At 58.1% G+C, this 21,291-nt stretch carries 23 protein-coding genes; 13 read left to right on the top strand and 10 right to left on the bottom strand.

The window, feature by feature from the left end:
* Window positions 1-9 precede the first annotated feature (9 nt).
* A complete protein-coding gene (locus MK208_RS07135) occupies window positions 10-1,263 on the top strand; it encodes an FAD-dependent oxidoreductase (protein ID WP_366010650.1) in 1,254 nt (417 codons plus the stop codon).
* Window positions 1,264-1,327: 64 nt separating this feature from the next.
* On the opposite strand, the gene MK208_RS07130 is transcribed toward MK208_RS07135, so the two are convergent.
* From MK208_RS07130 to MK208_RS07120, 3 genes are all read right to left on the bottom strand, one after another.
* Complete coding sequence (locus MK208_RS07130) at window positions 1,328-2,824, bottom strand: heme biosynthesis HemY N-terminal domain-containing protein (protein ID WP_294115375.1); 1,497 nt, start codon at window positions 2,822-2,824, stop codon at window positions 1,328-1,330.
* Window positions 2,825-2,834: 10 nt separating this feature from the next.
* Complete coding sequence (locus tag MK208_RS07125) at window positions 2,835-4,157, bottom strand: mitofilin family membrane protein (RefSeq protein WP_294115374.1); 1,323 nt, start codon at window positions 4,155-4,157, stop codon at window positions 2,835-2,837.
* Between the two features lie 73 nt (window positions 4,158-4,230).
* On the bottom strand, window positions 4,231-4,926 hold the full coding sequence (locus MK208_RS07120; protein WP_294115373.1) for a uroporphyrinogen-III synthase: 696 nt from the start codon (window positions 4,924-4,926) through the stop codon (window positions 4,231-4,233).
* Between the two features lie 81 nt (window positions 4,927-5,007).
* Between MK208_RS07120 and tsaD the strand changes: the two genes are divergently transcribed.
* The 5 genes from tsaD to MK208_RS07095 are packed head-to-tail and all read left to right on the top strand — an operon-like array spanning window position 5,008 to window position 8,193.
* Window positions 5,008-6,105 (top strand): tRNA (adenosine(37)-N6)-threonylcarbamoyltransferase complex transferase subunit TsaD, encoded by a 1,098-nt coding sequence (gene tsaD, locus MK208_RS07115; RefSeq protein ID WP_294115372.1) that lies wholly within the window; start codon window positions 5,008-5,010, stop codon window positions 6,103-6,105.
* Window positions 6,102-7,055 carry an NAD(P)H-dependent glycerol-3-phosphate dehydrogenase gene (locus MK208_RS07110; RefSeq protein ID WP_294115371.1) on the top strand — a complete coding sequence of 318 codons (954 nt, stop codon included), beginning with the start codon at window positions 6,102-6,104 and terminating at the stop codon, window positions 7,053-7,055. Before tsaD ends, MK208_RS07110 begins: the two co-directional genes overlap by 4 nt.
* A gap of 2 nt (window positions 7,056-7,057) precedes the next feature.
* A complete protein-coding gene (locus tag MK208_RS07105) occupies window positions 7,058-7,333 on the top strand; it encodes a YciI family protein (protein ID WP_294115369.1) in 276 nt (91 codons plus the stop codon).
* A complete protein-coding gene (locus MK208_RS07100; RefSeq protein ID WP_294115367.1) occupies window positions 7,333-7,752 on the top strand; it encodes an EVE domain-containing protein in 420 nt (139 codons plus the stop codon). Before MK208_RS07105 ends, MK208_RS07100 begins: the two co-directional genes overlap by 1 nt.
* A gap of 45 nt (window positions 7,753-7,797) precedes the next feature.
* A complete protein-coding gene (locus tag MK208_RS07095) occupies window positions 7,798-8,193 on the top strand; it encodes a DUF1761 domain-containing protein (RefSeq protein ID WP_294115365.1) in 396 nt (131 codons plus the stop codon).
* Between the two features lie 346 nt (window positions 8,194-8,539).
* Here MK208_RS07095 and MK208_RS07090 read toward each other — a convergent pair whose 3' ends face one another.
* Complete coding sequence (locus MK208_RS07090) at window positions 8,540-8,881, bottom strand: DUF2853 family protein (protein WP_294115363.1); 342 nt, start codon at window positions 8,879-8,881, stop codon at window positions 8,540-8,542.
* A gap of 201 nt (window positions 8,882-9,082) precedes the next feature.
* On the opposite strand from MK208_RS07090, the gene MK208_RS07085 reads away from it, so the two are divergent.
* Window positions 9,083-10,081 (top strand): Gfo/Idh/MocA family oxidoreductase, encoded by a 999-nt coding sequence (locus MK208_RS07085; protein ID WP_294115362.1) that lies wholly within the window; start codon window positions 9,083-9,085, stop codon window positions 10,079-10,081.
* Window positions 10,078-10,518, top strand: coding sequence for a VOC family protein (locus tag MK208_RS07080; RefSeq protein ID WP_294115360.1), 441 nt, complete (start codon window positions 10,078-10,080; stop codon window positions 10,516-10,518). The genes MK208_RS07085 and MK208_RS07080 overlap by 4 nt, the downstream gene beginning before the upstream one ends.
* A gap of 53 nt (window positions 10,519-10,571) precedes the next feature.
* On the opposite strand, the gene MK208_RS07075 is transcribed toward MK208_RS07080, so the two are convergent.
* The 3 genes from MK208_RS07075 to MK208_RS07065 form a co-directional block, all read right to left on the bottom strand.
* On the bottom strand, window positions 10,572-11,291 hold the full coding sequence (locus tag MK208_RS07075; RefSeq protein WP_294115357.1) for a hypothetical protein: 720 nt from the start codon (window positions 11,289-11,291) through the stop codon (window positions 10,572-10,574).
* 252 nt (window positions 11,292-11,543) lie between these two features.
* Window positions 11,544-12,929: an adenosylhomocysteinase gene (gene ahcY / locus MK208_RS07070; RefSeq protein WP_294115354.1), complete on the bottom strand. Its 1,386-nt coding sequence runs from the start codon at window positions 12,927-12,929 to the stop codon at window positions 11,544-11,546.
* A gap of 68 nt (window positions 12,930-12,997) precedes the next feature.
* Window positions 12,998-13,315, bottom strand: a complete 318-nt coding sequence (locus MK208_RS07065; RefSeq protein ID WP_168591227.1) for a hypothetical protein — start codon at window positions 13,313-13,315, stop codon at window positions 12,998-13,000.
* Between the two features lie 560 nt (window positions 13,316-13,875).
* On the opposite strand from MK208_RS07065, the gene MK208_RS07060 reads away from it, so the two are divergent.
* Entirely contained in the window at window positions 13,876-14,439 is a 564-nt protein-coding gene (locus MK208_RS07060; RefSeq protein WP_294115786.1) for an HD family hydrolase, read from the top strand.
* Between the two features lie 30 nt (window positions 14,440-14,469).
* Window positions 14,470-14,961, top strand: coding sequence for a GNAT family N-acetyltransferase (locus MK208_RS07055; RefSeq protein WP_294115344.1), 492 nt, complete (start codon window positions 14,470-14,472; stop codon window positions 14,959-14,961).
* A 4-nt stretch (window positions 14,962-14,965) separates the two neighbouring features.
* Here MK208_RS07055 and MK208_RS07050 read toward each other — a convergent pair whose 3' ends face one another.
* The gene (locus tag MK208_RS07050) at window positions 14,966-15,421 is read right to left on the bottom strand and encodes an Lrp/AsnC family transcriptional regulator (RefSeq protein ID WP_294115342.1); all 456 of its coding nucleotides are present in this window, start codon (window positions 15,419-15,421) and stop codon (window positions 14,966-14,968) included.
* Window positions 15,422-15,576: 155 nt separating this feature from the next.
* Here MK208_RS07050 and MK208_RS07045 point away from each other — a divergent pair, with 155 nt between their 5' ends.
* Window positions 15,577-16,623 (top strand): Glu/Leu/Phe/Val dehydrogenase dimerization domain-containing protein, encoded by a 1,047-nt coding sequence (locus MK208_RS07045; protein WP_294115341.1) that lies wholly within the window; start codon window positions 15,577-15,579, stop codon window positions 16,621-16,623.
* 310 nt (window positions 16,624-16,933) lie between these two features.
* Here MK208_RS07045 and MK208_RS07040 read toward each other — a convergent pair whose 3' ends face one another.
* Both MK208_RS07040 and MK208_RS07035 read right to left on the bottom strand, forming a co-directional pair.
* A complete protein-coding gene (locus MK208_RS07040) occupies window positions 16,934-17,488 on the bottom strand; it encodes an ActR/PrrA/RegA family redox response regulator transcription factor (RefSeq protein ID WP_294115338.1) in 555 nt (184 codons plus the stop codon).
* Window positions 17,489-17,562: 74 nt separating this feature from the next.
* Complete coding sequence (locus MK208_RS07035) at window positions 17,563-18,192, bottom strand: SCO family protein (RefSeq protein WP_294115335.1); 630 nt, start codon at window positions 18,190-18,192, stop codon at window positions 17,563-17,565.
* An 84-nt stretch (window positions 18,193-18,276) separates the two neighbouring features.
* Here MK208_RS07035 and regB point away from each other — a divergent pair, with 84 nt between their 5' ends.
* Complete coding sequence (gene regB / locus MK208_RS07030) at window positions 18,277-19,662, top strand: sensor histidine kinase RegB (protein WP_294115332.1); 1,386 nt, start codon at window positions 18,277-18,279, stop codon at window positions 19,660-19,662.
* Between the two features lie 272 nt (window positions 19,663-19,934).
* The gene (locus MK208_RS07025) at window positions 19,935-21,269 is read left to right on the top strand and encodes a PAS-domain containing protein (RefSeq protein ID WP_294115328.1); all 1,335 of its coding nucleotides are present in this window, start codon (window positions 19,935-19,937) and stop codon (window positions 21,267-21,269) included.
* Window positions 21,270-21,291 lie beyond the last annotated feature (22 nt).

The following is a 21,291-nucleotide window of genomic DNA, read 5'->3' as shown; positions in this document are numbered from 1 at the left end:
CCAAGACGATTGAGGGGACAAAACATGCCGCAAACTGTGGTGGTGATCGGGGCAGGCATCGTGGGCGCATCCACCGCACTTTGGCTGCGGCGTGCAGGGAAAAATGTGACCCTTCTGGACAAGAACACCCCCGGCATGGGCGCCTCCTTTGGCAACGCCTGCCTGTTGGCGAGTTGCGCCGTGGTGCCAAACGCCACGCCTGGCCTTTTGACCAAAGCGCCCGGCTATCTCCTGAACCCAAATTTCCCACTGTTTTTAAAATGGGCCAACTTGCCCCGCCTCACCCCGTGGTTCCTGAAATACCTCGGCTTTGCCAACGACACAGACGCCCGCCGCTTCACACATGTGCTGGCCGACCTGATTGGCGACAGCGTGGATCAACACAAGGCGCTCGCCAAAGGCACCGCCGCCGAACGCTTCATTGCCGACACCGATTACCTCTACGCCTACAAAGACCGCGCCGCCTTTGAGGCCGACAAATACACCTGGGACCTGCGTGCCAGTGTTGGCTTTATCCCCGACATCATCGAAGGCCCTGCCGTGCAGGAACTGGAACCCATCCTCGACGCCCAAACCTCCTTCATCGCCGTCAACAAAGACCACGGCTACATCCTCAACCCCGCTGGCTACGTGCAGGCGCTCGTGGACACGTTCACCGGCATGGGCGGGCGGTTTGTGCAGACCGAGGTGCGCGACTTTGACCTTTCAGGCGGGCAAGTCACCGCCGTGATGACCGATCAAGGCCAGTTTGACTGTGACCGCGCCGTGCTCTCCTCCGGCATCTGGTCCAAGCCCTTGATGCGCAAGCTGGGCTTCACCGTGCCGCTGGAAACCGAACGCGGCTATCATATCACCTTCAAAGAGCCGTCCATCCGGCCCAACCACCCGATGATGATTGCCTCTGCCAAATTTGTCGCCACCCCGATGCAGCACGGATTGCGCTGCGCTGGGATCGTGGAGTTTGGCGACCTGTCGGAGAAGAAATCCAAAGCCCCACTGGCCCTGTTACGCCGCCGCGTCGCCGAGGTCTTCCCCACCATGACCGCAGAAACCGACGAAGAATGGCTTGGCTTCCGCCCGTCCTTGCCAGACAGCCTACCCATGGTGGGCGAAATTGGGCAAAGCGGTGTCTACGCTGCCTTTGGTCACCAACACGTGGGCCTCACCGGCGGAGCCAAAACCGGACGGCTGGTGGCGGATCTGATCTCCGAAACACCGCCGAACATCGACCTCTCCCCGGTGAGCCCAATGCGGTTTTCCTGACGCCAAAAACGAAAACAGCGCCGCCCAAAGGCGACGCTGCTTCGATGTCTCTCAAACAAAAGCCTTAGGCAGACTTCAGCTCTTCTTTCGGAGTTTCTTCAGCCTCCGCAGGGGCTTCCGTCGCCTCACCTTCAACCACATCAGCCTCTTCCGCGTCCTCGGTCTCAGCCTCGGAGTGATCCTCCAGCGCCCCAATGATCAGCGGCAGCATCGCCGCGCCGGTTTCGCTCAACCCTTCGGTCTCCGGCGGCGCGGTCCAGCTCAACGTGTCAAAGCTGTGGCAATTGTCACAGGTCGGCGCCCACTCCGCATGAATGTTGTGGCAAGTGTCACAGACCCACTGCGGCCCACGCGGCGCGCTCAGCGCCTTGGCCAGATAACCTTTCACCACTGCATCATTTGCACCTTCGCCCCGCTCAATCGCCGCCATAATGGTCAGCGAGCGTTGCGTCGCGTCCGTTTCCACCAGATCGCCCAGCGCACGCCGCGCCTCTGGGAAATCCTCCGCCGCAATATACAGCTCCGCCATCAGCATCTTGGTTTCGGCATGGGCTGCGGTGTTCTTGGTCAGGGTTTTAAACCGCTTGATCCGCGCCTCTGGCGTTTCCTCTGGTGCGATCTCAGCAAAGGCCGCTGCCAAATCCGGATGCGGCTGCGCATCCCAGGCTTTCTTGATCAGACGCGTCGCATTGCGCGGCTTGCCTTTGGCCACATAGCCCCGTGCTGCCATCACCGCCGCCGGGATCAGATCCGGTGACAAGCGGTTTGCCTCAATTGCCTGTTCCTGCGTCTCGATGCTGGCATCTTCCGCAATCAACTCTTTGGCTTCAGACAGCGCCAAAACCGCATCCCGGCGGCGATGCACGTCGCGCGGCAAGGTGCCATGGCGCAGCTTCGCGTTCAGCGTGCCACGCGCGCCTTTCCAGTCTTTGCTCTCAGTCTGCAGACGCAGCAACGTGTCCTGCACCTCGACATGGCGCGGCTTCAGCGCAAAGGCATTCTCCGCCAGCTTCAACGCCACCTCGGTGTTTCCGGCCTCCAGCTTCTGCTTCATCAGCCCACGAATACCCACAAACCGCGTGCGCTCATCTGTCAGCAGCTTCTTATAGGTCTCTTCCGCTTTCTTGGTGTCGCCGCTCATCTCTGCCGCCTGCGCCACAATCAGGTTGGTCAGCTCCGGCTTGTGCAGCTTTTTCTCGGCCAGCCGCGCCTTCTCCATCGCCGTGCGCCCCTCGCCAGAGGCCAGCGCGGTCACACTATCGGCCAACGCCTGATAGCCCTTCTTTTCCCGGTTGCGGTCAAAGTAGCGGCTGATCGCGGTCTCATCCCCGTTCAGGAACTTCAGCGTCGCCACCAACAATCCCAGCGCCTTGATGAACAGCCAGACCGCAGCCACCAGCGCAATCAACGCCAAAGCGGTCTGAAACGGCCCAAGGCTGTATTCCACCCCGGCCACGGTGACCATCACCCCGCCTTCGCTTTCCAGCAGGTAAATCGAGCCAAAGGTCAACCCAGCGACGATGGCAACAAACGCAATAATTTTAATCAGGGACCAGAGCATGAAACGACCCTCAGTTGGAGTTTAGGGTTTGCGCCAGATCTTCGGCGGCTTGCGTCGCGGCGGCCCGGGTCTGCGCTTGCGCAACCCAGTCTGCCATCACGGTTTTTGGCCCCTCGGCCAGTGTATCCAGTTCAGATAGCGCCGCGGTCAGATCACCCGCCTTTAGCGCCGCTTCGGCCCGGCTCAACACAGCATCCGTATCGGAGCCTTCCCGCGCCTCAACCGAGCGTGCACCAAACTGTGTCTTCAGGAAATTGCCCAGCTTATTGCCGGTGCCCGCATCCACTTTGTCTTCCCGCGCCTTGGCCAGGGCCCCGCGCGCCGCCTCCGGATAGCTTTCGATCAGCGCCGACAGGGTGATCACGCCACTATCCGCATAATCTTCCAGCACCGCGGCAACGCCTTCCCCAGTGGACGATCGCAGATCCACCACAGCCGCACGATAAGGCGCACCGCTCTCCAGCGCCGCCACAATGCGTGTGGCAGACGAACGCGCCAGCGCTGCTTTCGCAGACAGGTCCGCCTTGTCTTTCAACTCCGCCGCCTCAGCCTTCTGCGCCGCAACCAAATCCTTGAGGTCTTTCACCTCTCGCTCATAGGCCGCAATCGCCGCCGCATTGAGCCCCTCGCTCAACGGGCGTTTCTCAATCTCGGTCAACCGCGTTTCCAGCGTCGCCACTGCCTCAGACACCGTGCCAAGCTCGGTGGTATAGGCCGCCAAGACCTCTTCCATCTTCGCAACCAGAGCCGCCGCCTCTCCAGAGGCAGCCTGCGCGCCGTTGGACACGTCCACTGTCTTGGCCAGCGTCTCATTCAAGGCAGCAAGCGCATCGTCCTGCGCCGCCAACTTGGTGGTCATCTCACTGAGCGCCGCCTCCGTATCCGCGCCCAGCCCAAGTTGGTCGCCAAAATACACCGCGCCGCCAAATCCAATCACCGCCGCAATCACACCGCCAAACACCATGGGCACAAAGCCACCCTTGCGCTCTGCCTCCTGTGCGGTTGGCACAGGCGCAGGTGTCTTCGCAACCGGGTCTTCTTCAGGAGACTCGGCGTCCACCGCTTCAGAACCTTCCGCCTCACCGGCATCAACTTCTGCATCCGCGTCCTCTGTGGGCTCTTCAATCTCTACGGGAGCCTCATCAGACTCATCGCCATCCGCAGCGTCATTGGCCGCGTCCACATCGCTGTCATCTAACGCCCCATCCGGCGCAATCTCTTCGAAAATTTCCGCGTCCTCGACCACATCTTCTGCGTCGGCTTGCGTATCGGTCTGATCCTGTTGATCAACCTGATCTTTGCTTGGCTTGTCCGATTTATCCGTGGTTCCCACAGGTCACCCTTTCGAATCCGTTTTTTGCAAATGCAGCACCAATCTAGGCGAGCAATCCTTGCGCCTCAATGCGTCACCCTGCGTCTAACAGTCTCGCCACCGCATTTGCCATGGCCTTTGCCTCTTTTTTCTCCGCCAAAACAACTGTTTCCACCGGAAATTCCCCCAATGCCTCCGCCACGGCCTCACTCATCACAACGACATGAAGCGGAGCATTAAATGGCCCTTGCTCAGCAAATTGGGCTGCTGCGCGCGGCGAAAAAAGGGGAACTATCACCGGATTCTCCCGCATTAGCGTCTGTTTTGCCCGCTCCGACAACGGATGTGCTTTTTGGCGATAGACCACCACATCGTCCGTTTTTATCCCAACTTTGGTCAAACGCCAGGCCAGATCGCCGCGCGCAACTTGGCCGCGAATGTGCAGCAAAGGGCCTTTGGGGGCATCGGCCAAAACCCGCGCATAAAGCGACTCCGCGTCGCCATCCGCCGCCACTGCACGCCAGCCTTTGGCCCGCGCTGCTGCCGCCGTGGCCTCGCCAACGCACCAGGCAGGCATGTCATGCCCCGCAACCTCCGCCACCGCGTTGCGCGAACTGAATATCACGCCTGAGATAGTGGTCAGGTCCACGTGAGCCTCAGTGGGCACAATCTCCACAACCGGTGAAAATGCGACCTCTGCGGTGATCCCCATATCCGCCAACAGACCGGCAAACCGCTCTGCATCGGCCAATGGCCGGGTCAGCAAAATCAAAGGGGTCACATCCGCCATAAGGCCCACCACGGTTGTTTGAGGCGCCCTGTGGTGTTACCTGCCAACAAACCTCCGCGCAACGGCAAGGACCTGTGACACATGGACGGCCCGCTCACCATTCTTGGCATCGAAAGCAGCTGCGATGACACCGCCGCCGCCATCCTGCATCAACCCATTGTGGGTGACGCCGAGATCCTGGCCTCTGTGGTGCATGGCCAAACCGACCTGCATGCGCCCTTTGGCGGCGTGGTGCCGGAGATCGCCGCCCGCGCACACGCCGAAAAAGTGGATCTCTGCGTTGAGGAGGCGCTCTTGGCCGCCAATGTGTCCCTGAAAGATGTGGACGCCATCGCTGTAACCGCTGGCCCCGGCCTCATCGGCGGTGTCATTTCCGGCGTAATGTGCGCCAAGGGTCTCTCCGCAAGCCTGGGCATTCCGCTCATCGGCGTGAACCATCTTGCCGGTCACGCCCTGACCCCGCGCCTCACCGATCAAGTGGCCTTCCCCTACCTGATGCTTTTGGTCTCCGGCGGCCATTGCCAATTCTTGATTGCTCATGGCCCGGAAAACTTCACCCGCCTCGGCGGCACCATCGACGATGCGCCCGGCGAAGCCTTTGACAAAACCGCTCGCCTGCTGGGCATGCCCCAACCCGGCGGCCCCGCCGTGCAAGCTGAAGCCACCAAAGGCGATCCCAAACGCTTCCGCTTCCCGCGCCCACTTTTGGATCGTCCCGGCTGTGACATGTCTTTCTCAGGCCTGAAAACCGCCCTCCTGCGCCAGCGCGATGCCATCATCGCTGAGAAAGGCGGCCTGCCAGTGCAAGACCGCGCCGACATGTGCGCCGGCTTTCAGGCCGCTATTGTCGATGTGCTCGCCGAGAAAACCCGCCGCGCGCTGGACATTTATCTGGCTGAAACGCCATCCGAGCCACTACTCGCTGTCGCTGGTGGCGTGGCGGCAAACACCGCCATTCGGGCTGAATTAGAGACTGTTTGCGCCGACAAAGGCGTGACTTTCACCGCACCTCCATTGGCGCTTTGCACCGACAACGCCGCGATGATCGCTTATGCTGGATTGGAGCGCTACCACACCGGCGCCCGTGACGGCATGGACCTCTCCGCCCGCCCACGCTGGCCGCTCGATCAAACCGCCCCCGCGCTTTTGGGAAGCGGCAAAAAAGGAGCCAAAGCATGATCTCCGTTCTTGGCTCAGGCGCCTTTGGCACCGCACTAGCCATCGCCTTTGCGAAAAGCGGCACCGACGTGACCCTCTGGGCCCGCAATACCGACGCCGCCAAATCCATGCAGACCACTCGCGTCAATCCACGTCTGCCCGGCGTGGAATTGCCAAGAACAGTCTCTGTGACGGCCGATTTCGCCGATGCGCTCACCGATGTGGTCCTGCTGGCGGTGCCCATGCAAAAGCTGCGCGGCCTGTTGGAGGACCACCCAGAACTCTCCGGTCGCACCCTGATAGCCTGCTGCAAAGGCGTCGAACTCGGCACCCAACTTGGCCCGGTCGCCGTGATCCGCGACGTGCTGCCAGACGCCACGCCTGCCATTCTCACAGGCCCCAGCTTTGCCGCCGACATCGCCCGCGGTCTGCCAACGGCGCTGACCTTGGCCATCGCCGACGAAACCACCGGAAAAGCCCTGCAACAGAGACTGATCTCGCCCAATCTGCGTATCTACCGCACCACCGACACCGTCGGCGCAGAGCTTGGCGGCGCGCTGAAAAACGTGATCGCCATCGCCTGCGGCATCGCCATTGGCGCCGGGCTAGGCGACAGCGCCCGTGCAGCCCTGATGACGCGCGGCTATGCCGAGATGAAACGCATGGCGCAGGCACTGGGCGCAAAAACCGACACACTGTCTGGCCTGTCGGGATTTGGCGACCTCACCCTAACCTGCTCATCCGAACAATCGCGCAATTACCGCTTTGGCCTCACGCTGGGACGTGGCGCAGACTTTGATCCAAGCATCACCGTCGAAGGCGCCGCCACCGCCCGCGCGTCCCTTGCACGCGCCAAAACCATGCAGGTTGACATGCCCATCACCCAAGCCGTCGTCGCCATCCTCGATGGGGGCTTGCAAATCCGCGACGCCATGGAAATGCTGCTGGCAAGACCACCCAAGGAGGAATAATCATGCTGGTAGCATTGATCGCCAAAGACAAACCTGGCGCACTGGAGATCCGCAAAGCCAACCGCGACGCGCACGTCGCCTATCTGAAAGGCTCTGGCGACACGATCATGATGGCTGGCCCGTTTCTAGATGATGCTGGCGACATGTGCGGCTCTCTTATCATTTTGAACGTCGCCGACATGGGTGAAGCCGAGGCCTGGGCCGCAAACGACCCTTACAAAGCCGCCGATCTATTCGCTTCGGTCGAGCTAAAACCCTGGAACAAGGTGCTGGGCTGATGCGCTATTGGCTGTTCAAATCCGAACCCTCCACCTGGAGCTGGGACCAGCAAGTCGCCAAAGGCGACGCGGGTGAGGAATGGGACGGCGTGCGCAATTACCAAGCGCGCAATTTCATGCGGGAAATGGCCGTGGGCGACCGCGGCTTTTTCTACCATTCTCAAAAAGAGAAATCCGTCGTTGGCATCGTCGAGGTCTGCGCCGAGGCGCACCTCGACAGCACCACGGATGACGACCGCTGGGAATGCGTCGACATCAAAGCCGTCGCACCCATCCTAACGCCGGTCACTCTGGACATGATCAAGGCCGATCCCCGGCTGGCCGACATGGTGCTGGTCAAAAACTCCCGCCTCTCCGTGCAGCCGGTCACCGAAGAAGAGTGGAATATCATCCTCGCGCTCGGCGGTTCTCAAAGCTAAAAAATTGGTCATACTCTCCCCGAAAACATGAACGGGGAGGGTTCCATGGAAATTCTATCGGTGCTGGCGGCTGCGCTGGCCTCATATGTGGCTGGCTCGGTCTGGTACATGACGCTGGCCAAGCCTTGGATGAAAGCGGCCGAGATCGAGACCGACGAGTCCGGCCGCCCAGCCAATGCCAGCGATCCGCTGCCCTACATCACCGCTTTCCTCTGCGCCGTCCTTGTTGCGGGCATGATGCGTCACGTGTTTTCCCTGTCCGGGATCGACACCATGGGTGCAGGGCTGATTGCGGGCCTTGGCGTTGGGCTCTTTCTGGCCGCCCCCTGGATTGTCACCAATTACAGCTTTGCCGGTCGCAAACGCGCTTTGATGCTGATTGACGGCGGCTATGCCACGCTCGGATGCGCCACCATGGGTCTGGTTCTGACGCTGTTCTAAGCGCCACGCCACATCACCCGGAAAAAACAAAAGGCGCCGCTCAGACAAGAGCCGCGCCAACAGTCCGCAGGGAAATCATTTTGGGAAATAAAACATAGGGGGCCTGTCTCCGCTCCAGCCAGACCCCCTATGCACCCCGCGTGTATCCCATACCACCACACGCGATTTTGTATCTCTTAGGGTCCGGCCATCCTAGCCCGACATCACATGTGTAGCCCAACTGAACCAAGCAGTTCAATTATCAAGTATCTACAATCTGAGCGGTTCCCGCAGCACTTTCGCAACCAAACGCAAAACGCGCCCGAAACCCTCAGGTCCCGGACGCGCCAAACCGCGAGTGGTGGTTTTACCCGTAGTGGGCCTCTTTGCCGAAATGTTTCGTCAGCATGTAGTAAACAACAGCCCGATACTTGTTACGCTCAGACTTGCCGTAAGTCTCAATCACAGAGTTGATGGCATCCATCAGTTCGGGACCATCGCTCATACCCAACTTCTTGATGAGGAAGTTGTTTTTCACAGTTTCCAGTTCCTCTGGCTGGGAGCCAGCCACGGTGGACGCATCGTCGTTGTAAATCGCTGGACCACAGCCGATGGTAACCTTTTCCAACAGCGTCATGTCTGGCTCGATGCCACATTTATTTTTCAGATCGTCTGCGTATTTCGCGATCAACTCGTCCCGTTTGCCCATCAGATATTCTCCCAATTGTCGATAAATGCGCTTGAATTCGTGGTCTGCGCGGCGTCCTTGAAACCTTTCCTACAGTTGACGTAGACGTCAATTAAGGGGAAAGACCGCGCCCGTTCCCCCTTAGCACAGATCCCGCTGGTCATTTGAAGAATCGCTGCCCAGGCTGACCCTCTGCGCATTTGCACACCACAGGAGGACGCGATGCTGCGTTGGGGTATCCTTGGAACCGGCTTCATTTCTCATGCTATGCTGGGCGCAATCCGCGACAGTGAAAATTCCGCGGTGGCAATGCTCTATGGCCGCAACGAAGCCGCATTGTCCGAGCTTGCCACACAATATGGCGTCACCAACACAACCACCGATCAAGCCGAGCTCTTCGCCAATCCGGATGTGGATGTGATCTACATCGCCCTGCCCAACCACCTGCACCGCGCCGCCACCGAGGCCGCTATGGCCGCAGGCAAACCAGTGCTCTGCGAAAAATCACTGACCACCACGATGGAGGATGCCCACGCGCTGATCGCCTCGGTGCAAGCCGCGAACATCTTCTTTGCCGAAGGCCTGATGTACCTCGCGCACCCCTTCATGCAGCAACTGGTCACCGTTCTGCGCGACCCCTCCGTGGGCGAACTGCGCTCCGTCTCGGGCTTCTACGCCGCCGACATCTGGCAAGTTGTGAACCCCGCAGGTGGCTGCACGCTCTACAACCTCGGCTGCTACCCGGTCTCCCTCTTGCATCTGGTGGTGCAAACCATGTGCGGCGAAGGGGCCTTCGCCAGTCGATCCATCGCCGCTTTTGGCAACATCGGCAAAGACAGCACCCTGCAAGACGCCAGCCTCTCCGTGCGTTTTGACAACGGCGTGCTTGCCAACCTGCACAGCACCGACGGCCACGGCATGGCGCACGCCTTCACCATCGTGACCACCAAAGGCACGCTGTGCTTCGCCACCAACCCATGGCTACCCGTCGCAGGGGAAAACAAAATGATCTGGCAACCCTACGACGGCCCCGCCCGCGATATTGTGGTCGAAACCAAACACGGCGCCTTTTATCATCAAACCAAAATGGTCGAACGCGCGCAGGCTATGGGTGCCAAAGAAGCGCCACGCCCCTCGCCACGCCAATCCGACAGCCTCGAGATCATGCGGTTTCTGACAGAGTGGGAAACCGCCGCGCGAAGTCAGGACACCGCCCAATGATCGGATACGTCTGCGTCGGCTCCAATGACATCCCCCGCGCCAAACGCTTTTACGCCGCCGTCCTGCCCGCTCTGGGCTACAGCGTGAAAGAAGGCCCCGAAGGCCTCAGCTACGCGCTGCCTGTTCCCGAAGGCCAACGCCCGTTGCTACCCGACTTCTACGTGAAACCGCCATTTGACGGCCAAACCGCCTCAGTTGGCAACGGCACCATGGTTGCCTTTGAAGCCAAAAGCCAAGCGCAGGTCCGCAGCCTGCACACCGCCGCCCTCGCCGCTGGTGGCACAGACGAAGGCTCACCCGGCTTCCGCGCCGACTACGGCCCGCACTTTTACGTCAGCTACCTGCGCGACCCGGACGGCAACAAAATCGCGATTTATTCCAGCGATCCGAAGGAACCTGCGCGAGGCGAATTGCAGTGGAAAAACGACTCTCTTTGATCGAGAGCCACCTTCCTCAGACAGTGAGTTAATACTGCCAAGATCTGGTCGGCTTACTCATATGCAATGATCGTGGCAAACTTCAGCCACGGAATAGGCCAAGCGCGCGCTTCCCACGCTTCGTGAAAACGATTTTCTGGCATAGGTTCATCAGAGTAGCGCCCGTCGCTCCCAAAACTATTACATAGAGTTGTCTGGCCACCGCCAGTGGATTGCAACACGGTATAATGCAAGCTCCACCAAATATCATTGGTTCGATTTGGCAACATGCCTGTATCAACCAAAACAATTGGCGTGTACCCCGAGTGCATGAACCCCTCGATTTGCGAGCGGTACGCATGCCAACCAGGTTGGTTAAGCGGGTTCATGAAGCCGCCGCTTTGCCATACTGGAATATTGAAAAAAGACGCTTTCAAACCATAGGTGTTCAGAATCTGCATTATCCTGTTAGGTGAAGTTCCGAAATTAAATTCACCGACATTCAAATCCGGTGGAAAACGCGAAAGCACGTCGTCCAAAATCTGCACTGCAGACTTCCCACCACCTTTGTTCCAAGCCGATATCACACTCGCTGCGGCGGCCTGACCACAATAATTGAGACCTTTATTGGTCGGGCTCAAGAGTGAGGTGTTCACGCTTGTTGGCCTGCGATGAGTGCGAGCCCGCAGGCCATGATTGTCATCTGTTTCAGGAGGCAACGCGCCGTCTTCGTTGAGCGAAATTGCCTCCCAAGCTTTTAATTCATTGGCCGAAATTTCGACAGTACTCGTCATAACAAACTCCAAAAATCAAATTACTCGAAAAGTCCCTTCAGTCTCTCAGACAATGTTTCCTCACGTCAACTTCCAAAAATGACAGCACATGACCAACCAAAAACGGCGCCCCAATCCGGGACGCCGCTCTCAAATTCAGTCTCTTAGACTTTTTGTGATTTGCCTAGCAAGCAGCACCGCTTTTCGCGTTCGACCGAAGGGAGAGGCAGCGAATAATCGGTTCCTTGCAATCACAAAAAGAAGCAACCAAGCTTAATAGCGGTAGTGCTCCGGCTTAAACGGACCGTCAGTGCCAACACCGATGTAGTCCGCCTGCTCCTTGCTGAGTTTGGACAGTTTCGCGCCCACTTTCGCGAGGTGCAGCGCCGCCACTTTCTCATCCAGATGCTTGGGCAAGATGTAAACCTCGTTCTTGTACTGCTCGCCTTTGGTGAACAGCTCGATCTGCGCCAGCACCTGGTTGGTGAAGCTCGCGGACATCACAAATGACGGGTGACCGGTGGCGTTGCCAAGGTTCAACAGGCGGCCTTCAGACAGCAGGATCATGCGGTTGCCAGATGGCATCTCGATCATATCCACTTGCTCTTTGATGTTGGTCCACTTGTGGTTCTTCAGGTTCGCCACCTGAATTTCGTTGTCGAAGTGGCCGATGTTGCCAACAATCGCCATGTCCTTCATCTCGCGCATGTGCTCGATGCGGATCACGTCTTTGTTGCCGGTGGTGGTGATGAAGATATCCGCGGTCGCCGCTTCGTCTTCCAGCGTGGTCACTTCAAAACCGTCCATCGCCGCCTGCAGAGCACAGATCGGGTCAACCTCGGTCACCTTCACGCGCGCGCCCGCGCCGCGCAGCGAAGCCGCAGAACCTTTGCCCACGTCGCCATAGCCACAAACAACCGCCACTTTGCCGGCCATCATGGTGTCGGTGGCGCGGCGGATGCCGTCTACCAGGCTCTCTTTACAGCCGTATTTGTTGTCAAACTTGGACTTGGTCACAGAGTCGTTCACGTTGATCGCAGGGAAGGGCAGCTCGCCCTTTTTCACCAGGTCATACAGACGGTGCACACCGGTGGTGGTTTCCTCAGACACACCCTGGATCGCATCACGGGTCTTGGTGAACCAGCCTGGGCTCTCCGCCATACGCTTGGCGATCTGCTTGTGAATGACTTCTTCTTCCTCAGAACCCGGCACGCCGAGGTCTTCGCCCGCTTCCGCCTTGGCACCAAGCAACACATAGAGTGTCGCATCGCCACCATCGTCGAGGATCATGTTCGGGCCTTCCGGGAACAGGAAGCTCTTGTCCAGATAGTCCCAGTGCTCTTCGAGGCTCTGACCTTTGATCGCAAACACAGGAATGCCTGCTTTGGCAATCGCCGCCGCCGCGTGGTCCTGTGTGGAGAAGATGTTGCAGCTCGCCCAGCGCACGTCCGCGCCCAGCTCCACCAGCGTTTCAATCAGAACCGCGGTCTGAATGGTCATGTGCAGCGAGCCAACAATGCGCGCACCGGCCAGTGGTTTCTTATCGCCATACTCTTCGCGCAGCGCCATCAGGCCCGGCATCTCGGTTTCGGCAATATCCAGTTCCTTGCGGCCAAACTCGGCCAGGGAAATGTCTTTAACAGTGTAATCGGTCGCCATTGCGCCCAGCTCCTTACGGGTTTGCTTTGGCGACCAGATAACACTCAGAAGGCCTTTCTACAACGTTACTAGCCTTCGATTCCTTCAGGCGGCAGCACCGCCTCTTGCTGAAACCAGTCTGTTCCGGCGGCCAGGATGCAGGACACCCCCTGCGCATTGGTCATGATCACCGTAAATGTCCCGGTTTTCTCTGATGACCACACTTCCAGCATCGTCATCTTATTGTCGTGGCTGCCTTGCAGCCCGCCAGCCACCATGGCTTCAGCGTATTTGCTCTGCAAACGCTTCACCACGAGGTCTCTGTCCGCACATCCGGCGGCGATCGCCGGTGGGGCTGCTGCGGCCATGCCAAACAGCAGGGCTGCTCCAACTATTCTCTTAAACATAGCGCTCTCCTTTCTCGCGCAGATTGGCCCATTGGGCGCAATACATTGAGGTTTGGAGAGGGGGACACGCGGGAGGAAGCCGATGTAGAAACGTGCCCCCCTCGCTAGTAACGTCGGTATCGCGGTGCGCTTTTTCAAAACACGCCTGATCACGTTGTTTTGTGGCAGCACGTGATCCCGACTACAAAATAGGGTGCGCCTCAAATATGGCCAAAATGTGGCGGCGCCTCATTTTGCAGCAAACAGCCCTATCCGAAGGTCAGACTCCCCTGACTGTTAAGACATTCGTAACCAAGGTATAAGAAACCTTTATTTGTTAGGTTTTTGGTCATGAATTTCCCGCCACTAAGGGCCATGTTTCGGTCTGCTTTCTTCATCCCCGCCGTCTTGCTGATGGGCACCTTGATTGTGATCACCAATGCGTTGGTCACATCCGGTGTGGCTGCTGGTTGATACCAGCGCATCCCCTGTTCGCCTGACTGTTGCGCATCGCCACTTGGCTGGCGTACACCGGTTGCACACAACCGGGAGGCACCCCTTTGGCACGAGCATGGCAGCGTATGTTGTCCGGTCGCAGGCTGGACCTGCTGGACCCCACCCCCGTGGACATCGAAATCGAAGACATCGCCCACGGGTTGGCTTTTGTGGCGCGCTGGAACGGTCAAACCCACGGTGATTTTGCCTATTCCGTGGCCGAACATTCCCTGCTGGTCGAAGAGCTTTACGGTCGGATGTACAAATCCGCCACGCCCAAAACCCGCCTGACAGCCCTGCTGCACGATGCGCCGGAATATGTGATTGGCGACATGATCTCGCCGGTGAAAGCTGCTGTGGGTCCCAGCTATGAAACGCTCGATGATCGTCTCATGGCCGCAATCCACATCCGCTTTGGCTTGCCTGCTGAAACGCCCAAACGTCTGAAGGCGCAAATCAAGAAGGCCGACAAAATCTCCGCCTGGATGGAGGCCACGCAAATCGCCGGCTTCTCGGTGCCCGAGGCCAACAAACTCTTTGGCGTGCCGGACCCAAAAATCATCGACGGCCTGTCCATCCACCTGCGCCCCCCTGTGGAAGTGCGCACCGATTACACCACCCGCGTTGAAACCCTTTTGGCCGCACTTTAGGCCGTATTAGTCTCTGATATCGAGTTATCCATGTCCCAAATCACCATCCAAAAAGGCAGCCCCGTAGACCTGCGCCAAACCGCAGACCTGCTCAACGAGATCATCGCCATCGGCGGCACCACCGCAATGACCAAACCAATGTCACGTGATGACTTGGAAGCCTGGCTGATGGCGGATCAGGACTGCAGCACATGGCATGTGGCCATGACGGACGACGGCACACTTCTGGGGTTCCAATGGGTCGGCCCTTGGGGAGACTTGCCGCCCGAAGCCTGTGGCATTGGGACCTTTGTGAAAGTCGGCCGCACAGGTCTGGGCATTGGCTCCAAACTGTTTGAGGCCAGCGTGACTGCCGCCCGCGCTTTGGGCTACACATGGATGGACGCCGAAATCCGCGCCGACAACGAAGGCGGACTGGCTTACTATCAAAGCCGCGGCTTTGAAAACTACAAACGCAAAGATGGCGTGCGCTTGGACAACGGCACCGAGGTGTCAAAAATCCACAAGCGCTACAATCTTTGAACGCTTACATCGCCGGTAGCACATCCCGCCGCACCAAGGCCCGCAGGGCAAAGTTGCTCCGCATATTGCGCACGCCTTTCACCTTCATCAGCCGATGCTCCAGAAATGCATCAAACGCGTCCAAATCCGCCGCCACCACGCGCAGCAGGAAATCCCGCGAGCCGGTCATGAGGTAACACTCCATGACCTCCTCAAACCCACGCACCGCCCGTTCAAACTCTTTGATGCGGTCCGCGCCTTGGGTTTCCAGTTCCACTGACACAAAAATCGTCACCGGAACCCCCATTTTGCGTGGATCCACCCGCGCGCCATAGCCGGTGATCACCCCATCCGCCTGCAGCCGCTCCAACCGCCGCGCACAGGGCGTTGCCGACAGCCCGACCTGCTCCGCCAGATCTCCAATCTTCATGCGCCCGTCCAGCTGCAACGCTCTCACGATTCTACGATCGATGGCATCCATAGGGAAAATCTCCAAAAGTTAACCATATTTGGCGCATTATCTCCGAAATTTACCCGCCCGCATAGGTGCATTTGGAGAAAACCTCTGTCGATCCTGTGTCAATTTGCCGCCACTTCGCGCCTGGGACACAGCGACAAGAACAAAGGAAACGTCCAATGCAAATCACCCGCCTGGCCACCCCCACCCACGAAACCGTTTTGCGCGTTCATGACGCCAGCATTGGCCTCACCGGTTTTATCGCGGTGCATTCGACCAAACTTGGCCCGGCCGCGGGTGGCCTACGGATGCGTCCTTACGAGAGTGAAGACGCGGCCTTGACCGACGCGCTGCGCCTGTCTGAGGGCATGACCTACAAAAACGCTGCTGCTGGCCTGCCCTTGGGTGGCGGCAAGGCCGTCATCATTGGCGACGCCTCGGCCAAAACCTCCGCACAGCTGCTGACCTTCGCCCGCGCCATCAACACACTCGAAGGCGACTACTGGACCGCCGAAGACATGGGCATGAGCCCATCCGACATGGCGCTTCTGGCCACCGAAACCAAGTTTGTTGCTGGCCTGCCAGACGGACCACACGCCTCCGGCGATCCCTCCCCAATCACGGCGCGTGGCATCTTTGAGTCAATCAAAGTCACCGCCAAACATCAATTTGGCAGCGCAGATCTGACCGGTCGCAGCATCGCCGTTCAGGGCCTGGGTCACGTTGGCACCTATCTTTGCGACCTCCTGCACAAGGCGGGCGCCAAACTGATCCTGGCAGACATTGACGCCAAACGCGTCGCAGAACTTGCACAAAAGTACGACGCCAAAACCGCTGGCCCAGATGAGATTCTGACCGTGAAGGCAGACATTTTTGCCCCCTGCGCGATTGGCGCCATCCTGAACGCGGACAGCATTGCCAAGCTCAACGTTGCGGCCGTTTGCGGCGGCGCCAACAACCAGCTGGCCACGGCTGAGGACGGCGCCCGCCTGCATGCGCGCGGCATCCTCTATGCGCCGGATTTCGTCGCCAACGCGGGCGGTATCATCAACGTTGCCACCGAGGTGCTCGCCATCGACAACCGGGCCGCACATGTCGACGAGAAGCTGGCCGCGGTGGAAAACACGCTGGACCGCATCTTTGCCCGCGCCAAAACCATGGATTGCAGCCCGGCGGATGTGGCTGTGGCCATCGTGGACGAGATGCTGGCGGACAAAGCCGCCTAAACCATAACCCCATGATAATCGTCCCCTCTCCTGAGAGGGACGTTCCGGTTCTCTTGGAACCCACTGCCCGGCCCTTGCGGCCGGGTTTTTCACGTTTTGGGTTTTCGGGCTGTATCTGATGTCACGGTAAGGCAACCATTCTGGATGGTGCCAATCCCCGAACCGGATCGATTGGTCAGCCAATCAATTCCCCAAAACGCAACAAACCCGGCCACCTGGACCGGGTTTGTTAACACTTGGCGCACCTCCGCAAAACAGTCGCGATACCGACACGATACCGACGTTGTTTTGGACGCGCTCCGATCTGGTCTTAACGCGGCGAACGCTTCGCCAAAATCCGCTGCAACGTCCGTCGGTGCATGTTCAGCCGACGTGCGGTTTCACTCACGTTCCGATCACAGAGTTCATAGACCCGCTGGATATGCTCCCAGCGCACACGGTCCGCACTCATCGGGTTTTCCGGCGGCGGTGGAAGCTCATCCGGCCCACTCAAAAGCGCGTTCATCACATCCGTCGCATCCGCTGGCTTACTGAGGTAATCGGTCGCCCCGATCTTCACCGCAGCCACAGCAGTCGCAATCGCGCCATAGCCCGTCAGCACCACAACCCGGCTGTCCGCCCGCTTTTCACGAATGACCTCAACAACGTCCAAACCGTTGCCATCACCAAGGCGCAGATCCACCACGGCGTAGGCAGGTGGACGGGCTGTGGCAATCGCTTGCCCGGCCGCAACCGACCCGGCCATTTCCACCTCAAAACCGCGTTTTTCCATGGCCTTAGCAAGACGACGCAGAAACGGCTCGTCGTCATCTACCAACAGAAGTGATTTGTCCGGCCCGATCTCCGACAGCGCGTTTTCCGTCATGTGCCTGTTCCCCACTGCGTCTTTGGACAAGTATTAGCGTCCCTGGTGTGTTGGGTCAAACAGACCCAATGCCACTACATATTGTCTACGAAACAGGCGACCGTTTCGGCCATTTTTTCAGGAGTCACATCGCGGCGGAAGTACTCAACAAAGCCGTGCTCAGGCAGCGTCAAATAGGTGAAGGTCGAGTGATCCACGAGGTAATACTCGTCATCGCCATCTTCCGGCGCCTGCTTCTTGTAGTAAGTGCGGTAGGCCTGGCTGGCTTTCTTCACCTGCTCCAAAGACCCGGTCAACCCAATCATTCGTTCATGCACATAACCGGAATAGTCTTTCATCACTTCCGGCGTGTCCCGCTCCGGATCGATGGTGATGAACACAGGCGTCACGATCTTGCCGTCTGCTTCAAGAATATCAACAGCTTCTGCGTTCCGCGTGTTGTCCAACGGGCAGACATCCGGGCAGAACGTATAGCCAAAATAGACCAGTGACGGTTCGGTCAAAACATCCTTGTCCGTGACAGTTTCCCCGTCGCCGTTCACCAGCTCAAACGGCCCCCCAATCGCGCTGGTGCCACCGGCAACCTGCCCTTGACGGCATTGCGCAAACTGATCGCCGTCACCGTTGCCACGACTCACATACCACATGCCAGCAAGTGCAAAGATCGCTACAAACGCGGCCACAGCCGCCACCATCCGAACCATCTCAAACCTCATCAAGTTTAGTTGCGGGAGTTGGCGTTGAGACCTATCAAGGTTGCGCAAAGACACAAGCGGAAAGGCCCCAAAATGACGGATTTGTCAGGCGCATTGCTTAATACAAATCGTCGCAGCAACTGGATCCGCCTGCGCACGTTCATCATGCTGCGCTGGATTGCCATTTGCGGCCAGATTGTTGCGCTTCTGGTGGCGCAATTCGGCTTCGGATTAGAGCTGTACTATGGGCTCTGCTACATGGCGGTAGGCGTCTCGGTCACCGGCAACCTGATAGCGACTTTTGTCTTCCCAGAAAATAGGTTGCTCACGGAAAAAGAGAACATGGCGGTGTTGCTGTTTGATGTGCTTCAACTCAGCTTTTTGCTTTTTTTGACCGGGGGTTTGCACAACCCGTTTTCCTTCCTGGTTGTTGCGCCTGTCTCCATCGCCGCTTCCTTAATGCCAATCCGCTCAGCCTTATTTCTGGGCGGTCTGACCATCGTATTAGTCACTGCCTTGCTGGAGTTTCATATCCCCTTACGTACGCAGAACTTTTTCATCCTGCGCGTGCCGGATGTCTTCCTCTTTGGCAACTGGGCCGCGATTGTCATCGCCTTGTTTTTCTCGTCGCTCTACTCCCGCCGGGTTGTGTCTGAAATGTCCTCCATGGGTGAGGCTCTGGCCGCCACTCAGATGGCCTTAGCCCGCGAACAAAAACTCACTGACCTCGGTGGCGTTGTGGCCGCAGCGGCTCATGAATTGGGCACGCCTTTGGCCACGATCAAACTCACCAGTGCGGAATTGATGGAAGAGTTGGAGGATAACCCAGACCTCTACGAAGACGCTGCATTGATCCGTCAACAAGCCGACCGCTGCCGAGACATCCTGCGCTCCATGGGGCGCGCCGGGAAGGACGACTTGCACCTGCGAAAAGCGCCGCTATCCACTGTGATCGAAGAAGCCGCCGAGCCACATATGGGCCGCGGAAAAGAAATCATATTTGACCATTTTGATCTGCTGGACGGTCCGGAAATCCTGCGCCGCCCCGAAATCATTCACGGTCTGCGCAACCTGATTCAAAACGCAGTCGATTTTGCCAATACCTCTGTCTGGGTTGAAACCGAGTGTTCAACTGAGTCGGTTTCTGTCCGAATTTTGGATGATGGCCCCGGGTATCCACCGCACCTCATTGGGCGAATAGGGGACCCTTTTGTCCGCTATCGCAAATCGGCAAAAGACGTCAAAAAGCGACCCGGGTATGAGGGCATGGGCTTAGGTTTGTTTATTGCCAAGACCCTTCTAGAACGTTCTGGCGCAGAGATTAGTTTTGCGAACGGATACAGTATATTAGGAGAAAATTCAGCCGAAAAGGATGCTCGCGGTGCCGTTGTTGAAGTCATTTGGCCGCGGGAAAAAGTTGATGCCGCCATGAACGCCTCTGCAATTGGAAAAGGTGATAATCCGTTGCACCATTCCTAACCTATCGAACGCACGGCCTTGAAAAAAAGCGCAATTTTGAGTAAGCTATTTGGGTAATCTAATTACACACTCCTCGTTGTTTCCAAATAACTCTGGGGATCTCCATGTTTGTATTCAGTGCCCTATTTTTTGCGCTTTTGGTTCTTTCAAGCCTCGCAACCGCCGCAGTGGTCAGACAATTCCGCGGCTCGCTTTCGCAGACCATCTTTCCCTTGGACGAACCATCGCCTCCGTCACAGCAGGTTGCTCGCTTCCTGTTTCGCGCGGGAACCTTGGTTGACGCCAATACAGCCGCCCTTCGCTTGTGCTCGGAAACACCAACTGAGCGCTTCGATTGGGAAGCCCTGCGCAAAAAACTCTCGGCCAGTTTTCCCGATTTCCCCTATGCGCAAGGCTCTGCCCAAGAGCGGGATGTAACCGTCCTCAAATCCAATGATCCCAATGACGCCTCAATTGTCACTCTGGATCAATGGAACGATGTCGCCCGCGTGACATTGGAACAGGACAACGCCCCGGACATGGCTCGCCGCACGGCGATTTTGCAGGCGATGTTTCAGGCACCCAATCCCATTTGGAAGATCAACGCAAAAGGCGTGATTGTGTGGCGCAACACCGCCTACAAATCCCTTGGAGCCACACTTGGGTTTGCCCCAGACACCCAAGCACTTTTTGACACCTCAACCCTTTCGCCAGGCGATCCACCTTTGCGCTTCAAACTCTGCCGTCCGGACGGCTCCCTGGCCCACTGGTTCAACGTGACCGCCGTACATGCCGGCCCAGACACCATGTTTTATACCACCGAAGCGGATGCAGAAGTTTCTGCGCAGGACGCCCGTCGCAGCTTTGTGCAGACTTTTTCGCAAACCTTCGCGCAGCTTTCCACAGGGCTCGCCATCTTTGATCAAAACCAACGTCTGGTTTTATTCAATCCGGCGCTCACCGAACTGACCGGTTTGTCCGTCGACTTCCTTACCAACCGCTGTGATCTCTTTTCCTTTTTTGATCAGCTGCGGGAACACCATGTGGCCCCGGCCCCGAACGGCCAGACGGATTGGCGCGCACAGGTGTCCCGAATCGTACAGGAAGCTCAAACCGGCGATTACAGCGAGACTTGGACGCTGCCGACCGGCGTGACCTACAAGGTGACGGGTCGCCCCCATCCGGACGGCGCGCTGGTTTTTTTGGTCGAAGACATCACCGCAGAGATCACCGTCACCCGCCGCATTCGCAGTGAGTTGGAACAGGTCCACAGCGTTCTGGACACCGTTAAAAGCGCGCTGATCCTATTTTCCCCAACCGGCCAACTGCGCATGTGCAACCAGGCCTATCGCGATCTGTGGAAAAGCGACCCGGAGCGGACCTTTGCCGAATACACCTTCCACGATGCATTCCAGCATTGGCAGGCGGACTGCCAAGCCTCTCCTGTTTGGGACAAGCTTAAAAAGCGGATTCTCTCAACTTCTGATCGCAGCGCATGGTCCGCTTCCGTCTCCAAGACCACAGGCGAAGTCCTGACTGTGGAGGTCACACCTGTTGCTGGCGGTGTCACGCTGTTAACATTTAAGGAAATCAGTCCGGCTGGCGTGCCATTGCCAACCGCACACTAAGTCCCAAACCCGCTTGCAGGTC

Origin of the sequence: Shimia sp., from assembly GCF_022448905.1 — a bacterium.
Lineage (GTDB): Bacteria > Pseudomonadota > Alphaproteobacteria > Rhodobacterales > Rhodobacteraceae > Shimia.
Note: the sequence above shows the minus strand (reverse complement) of the source record. Positions and strands in the feature narration are given on the sequence as shown.

Bases quoted from the DNA above. Each gene is read 5' to 3' on its own strand.
- MK208_RS07090 (WP_294115363.1), bottom strand. From the start codon at position 8,881: ATGGGCAAACGGGACGAGTTGATCGCGAAATACGCAGACGATCTGAAA.
- MK208_RS07065 (WP_168591227.1), bottom strand. From the start codon at position 13,315: ATGTTTAAGAGAATAGTTGGAGCAGCCCTGCTGTTTGGCATGGCCGCA.
- MK208_RS07035 (WP_294115335.1), bottom strand. From the start codon at position 18,192: ATGGTTCGGATGGTGGCGGCTGTGGCCGCGTTTGTAGCGATCTTTGCA.
- MK208_RS07110 (WP_294115371.1), top strand. From the start codon at position 6,102: ATGATCTCCGTTCTTGGCTCAGGCGCCTTTGGCACCGCACTAGCCATC.
- MK208_RS07105 (WP_294115369.1), top strand. From the start codon at position 7,058: ATGCTGGTAGCATTGATCGCCAAAGACAAACCTGGCGCACTGGAGATC.
- MK208_RS07100 (WP_294115367.1), top strand. From the start codon at position 7,333: ATGCGCTATTGGCTGTTCAAATCCGAACCCTCCACCTGGAGCTGGGAC.
- MK208_RS07075 (WP_294115357.1), bottom strand. From the start codon at position 11,291: ATGACGAGTACTGTCGAAATTTCGGCCAATGAATTAAAAGCTTGGGAG.
- MK208_RS07060 (WP_294115786.1), top strand. From the start codon at position 13,876: ATGTTGTCCGGTCGCAGGCTGGACCTGCTGGACCCCACCCCCGTGGAC.
- MK208_RS07120 (WP_294115373.1), bottom strand. From the start codon at position 4,926: ATGGCGGATGTGACCCCTTTGATTTTGCTGACCCGGCCATTGGCCGAT.
- MK208_RS07050 (WP_294115342.1), bottom strand. From the start codon at position 15,421: ATGGATGCCATCGATCGTAGAATCGTGAGAGCGTTGCAGCTGGACGGG.
- tsaD (WP_294115372.1), top strand. From the start codon at position 5,008: ATGGACGGCCCGCTCACCATTCTTGGCATCGAAAGCAGCTGCGATGAC.
- MK208_RS07040 (WP_294115338.1), bottom strand. From the start codon at position 17,488: ATGACGGAAAACGCGCTGTCGGAGATCGGGCCGGACAAATCACTTCTG.
- MK208_RS07130 (WP_294115375.1), bottom strand. From the start codon at position 2,824: ATGCTCTGGTCCCTGATTAAAATTATTGCGTTTGTTGCCATCGTCGCT.
- MK208_RS07045 (WP_294115341.1), top strand. From the start codon at position 15,577: ATGCAAATCACCCGCCTGGCCACCCCCACCCACGAAACCGTTTTGCGC.
- MK208_RS07080 (WP_294115360.1), top strand. From the start codon at position 10,078: ATGATCGGATACGTCTGCGTCGGCTCCAATGACATCCCCCGCGCCAAA.
- ahcY (WP_294115354.1), bottom strand. From the start codon at position 12,929: ATGGCGACCGATTACACTGTTAAAGACATTTCCCTGGCCGAGTTTGGC.
- regB (WP_294115332.1), top strand. From the start codon at position 18,277: ATGACGGATTTGTCAGGCGCATTGCTTAATACAAATCGTCGCAGCAAC.
- MK208_RS07085 (WP_294115362.1), top strand. From the start codon at position 9,083: ATGCTGCGTTGGGGTATCCTTGGAACCGGCTTCATTTCTCATGCTATG.
- MK208_RS07055 (WP_294115344.1), top strand. From the start codon at position 14,470: ATGTCCCAAATCACCATCCAAAAAGGCAGCCCCGTAGACCTGCGCCAA.
- MK208_RS07095 (WP_294115365.1), top strand. From the start codon at position 7,798: ATGGAAATTCTATCGGTGCTGGCGGCTGCGCTGGCCTCATATGTGGCT.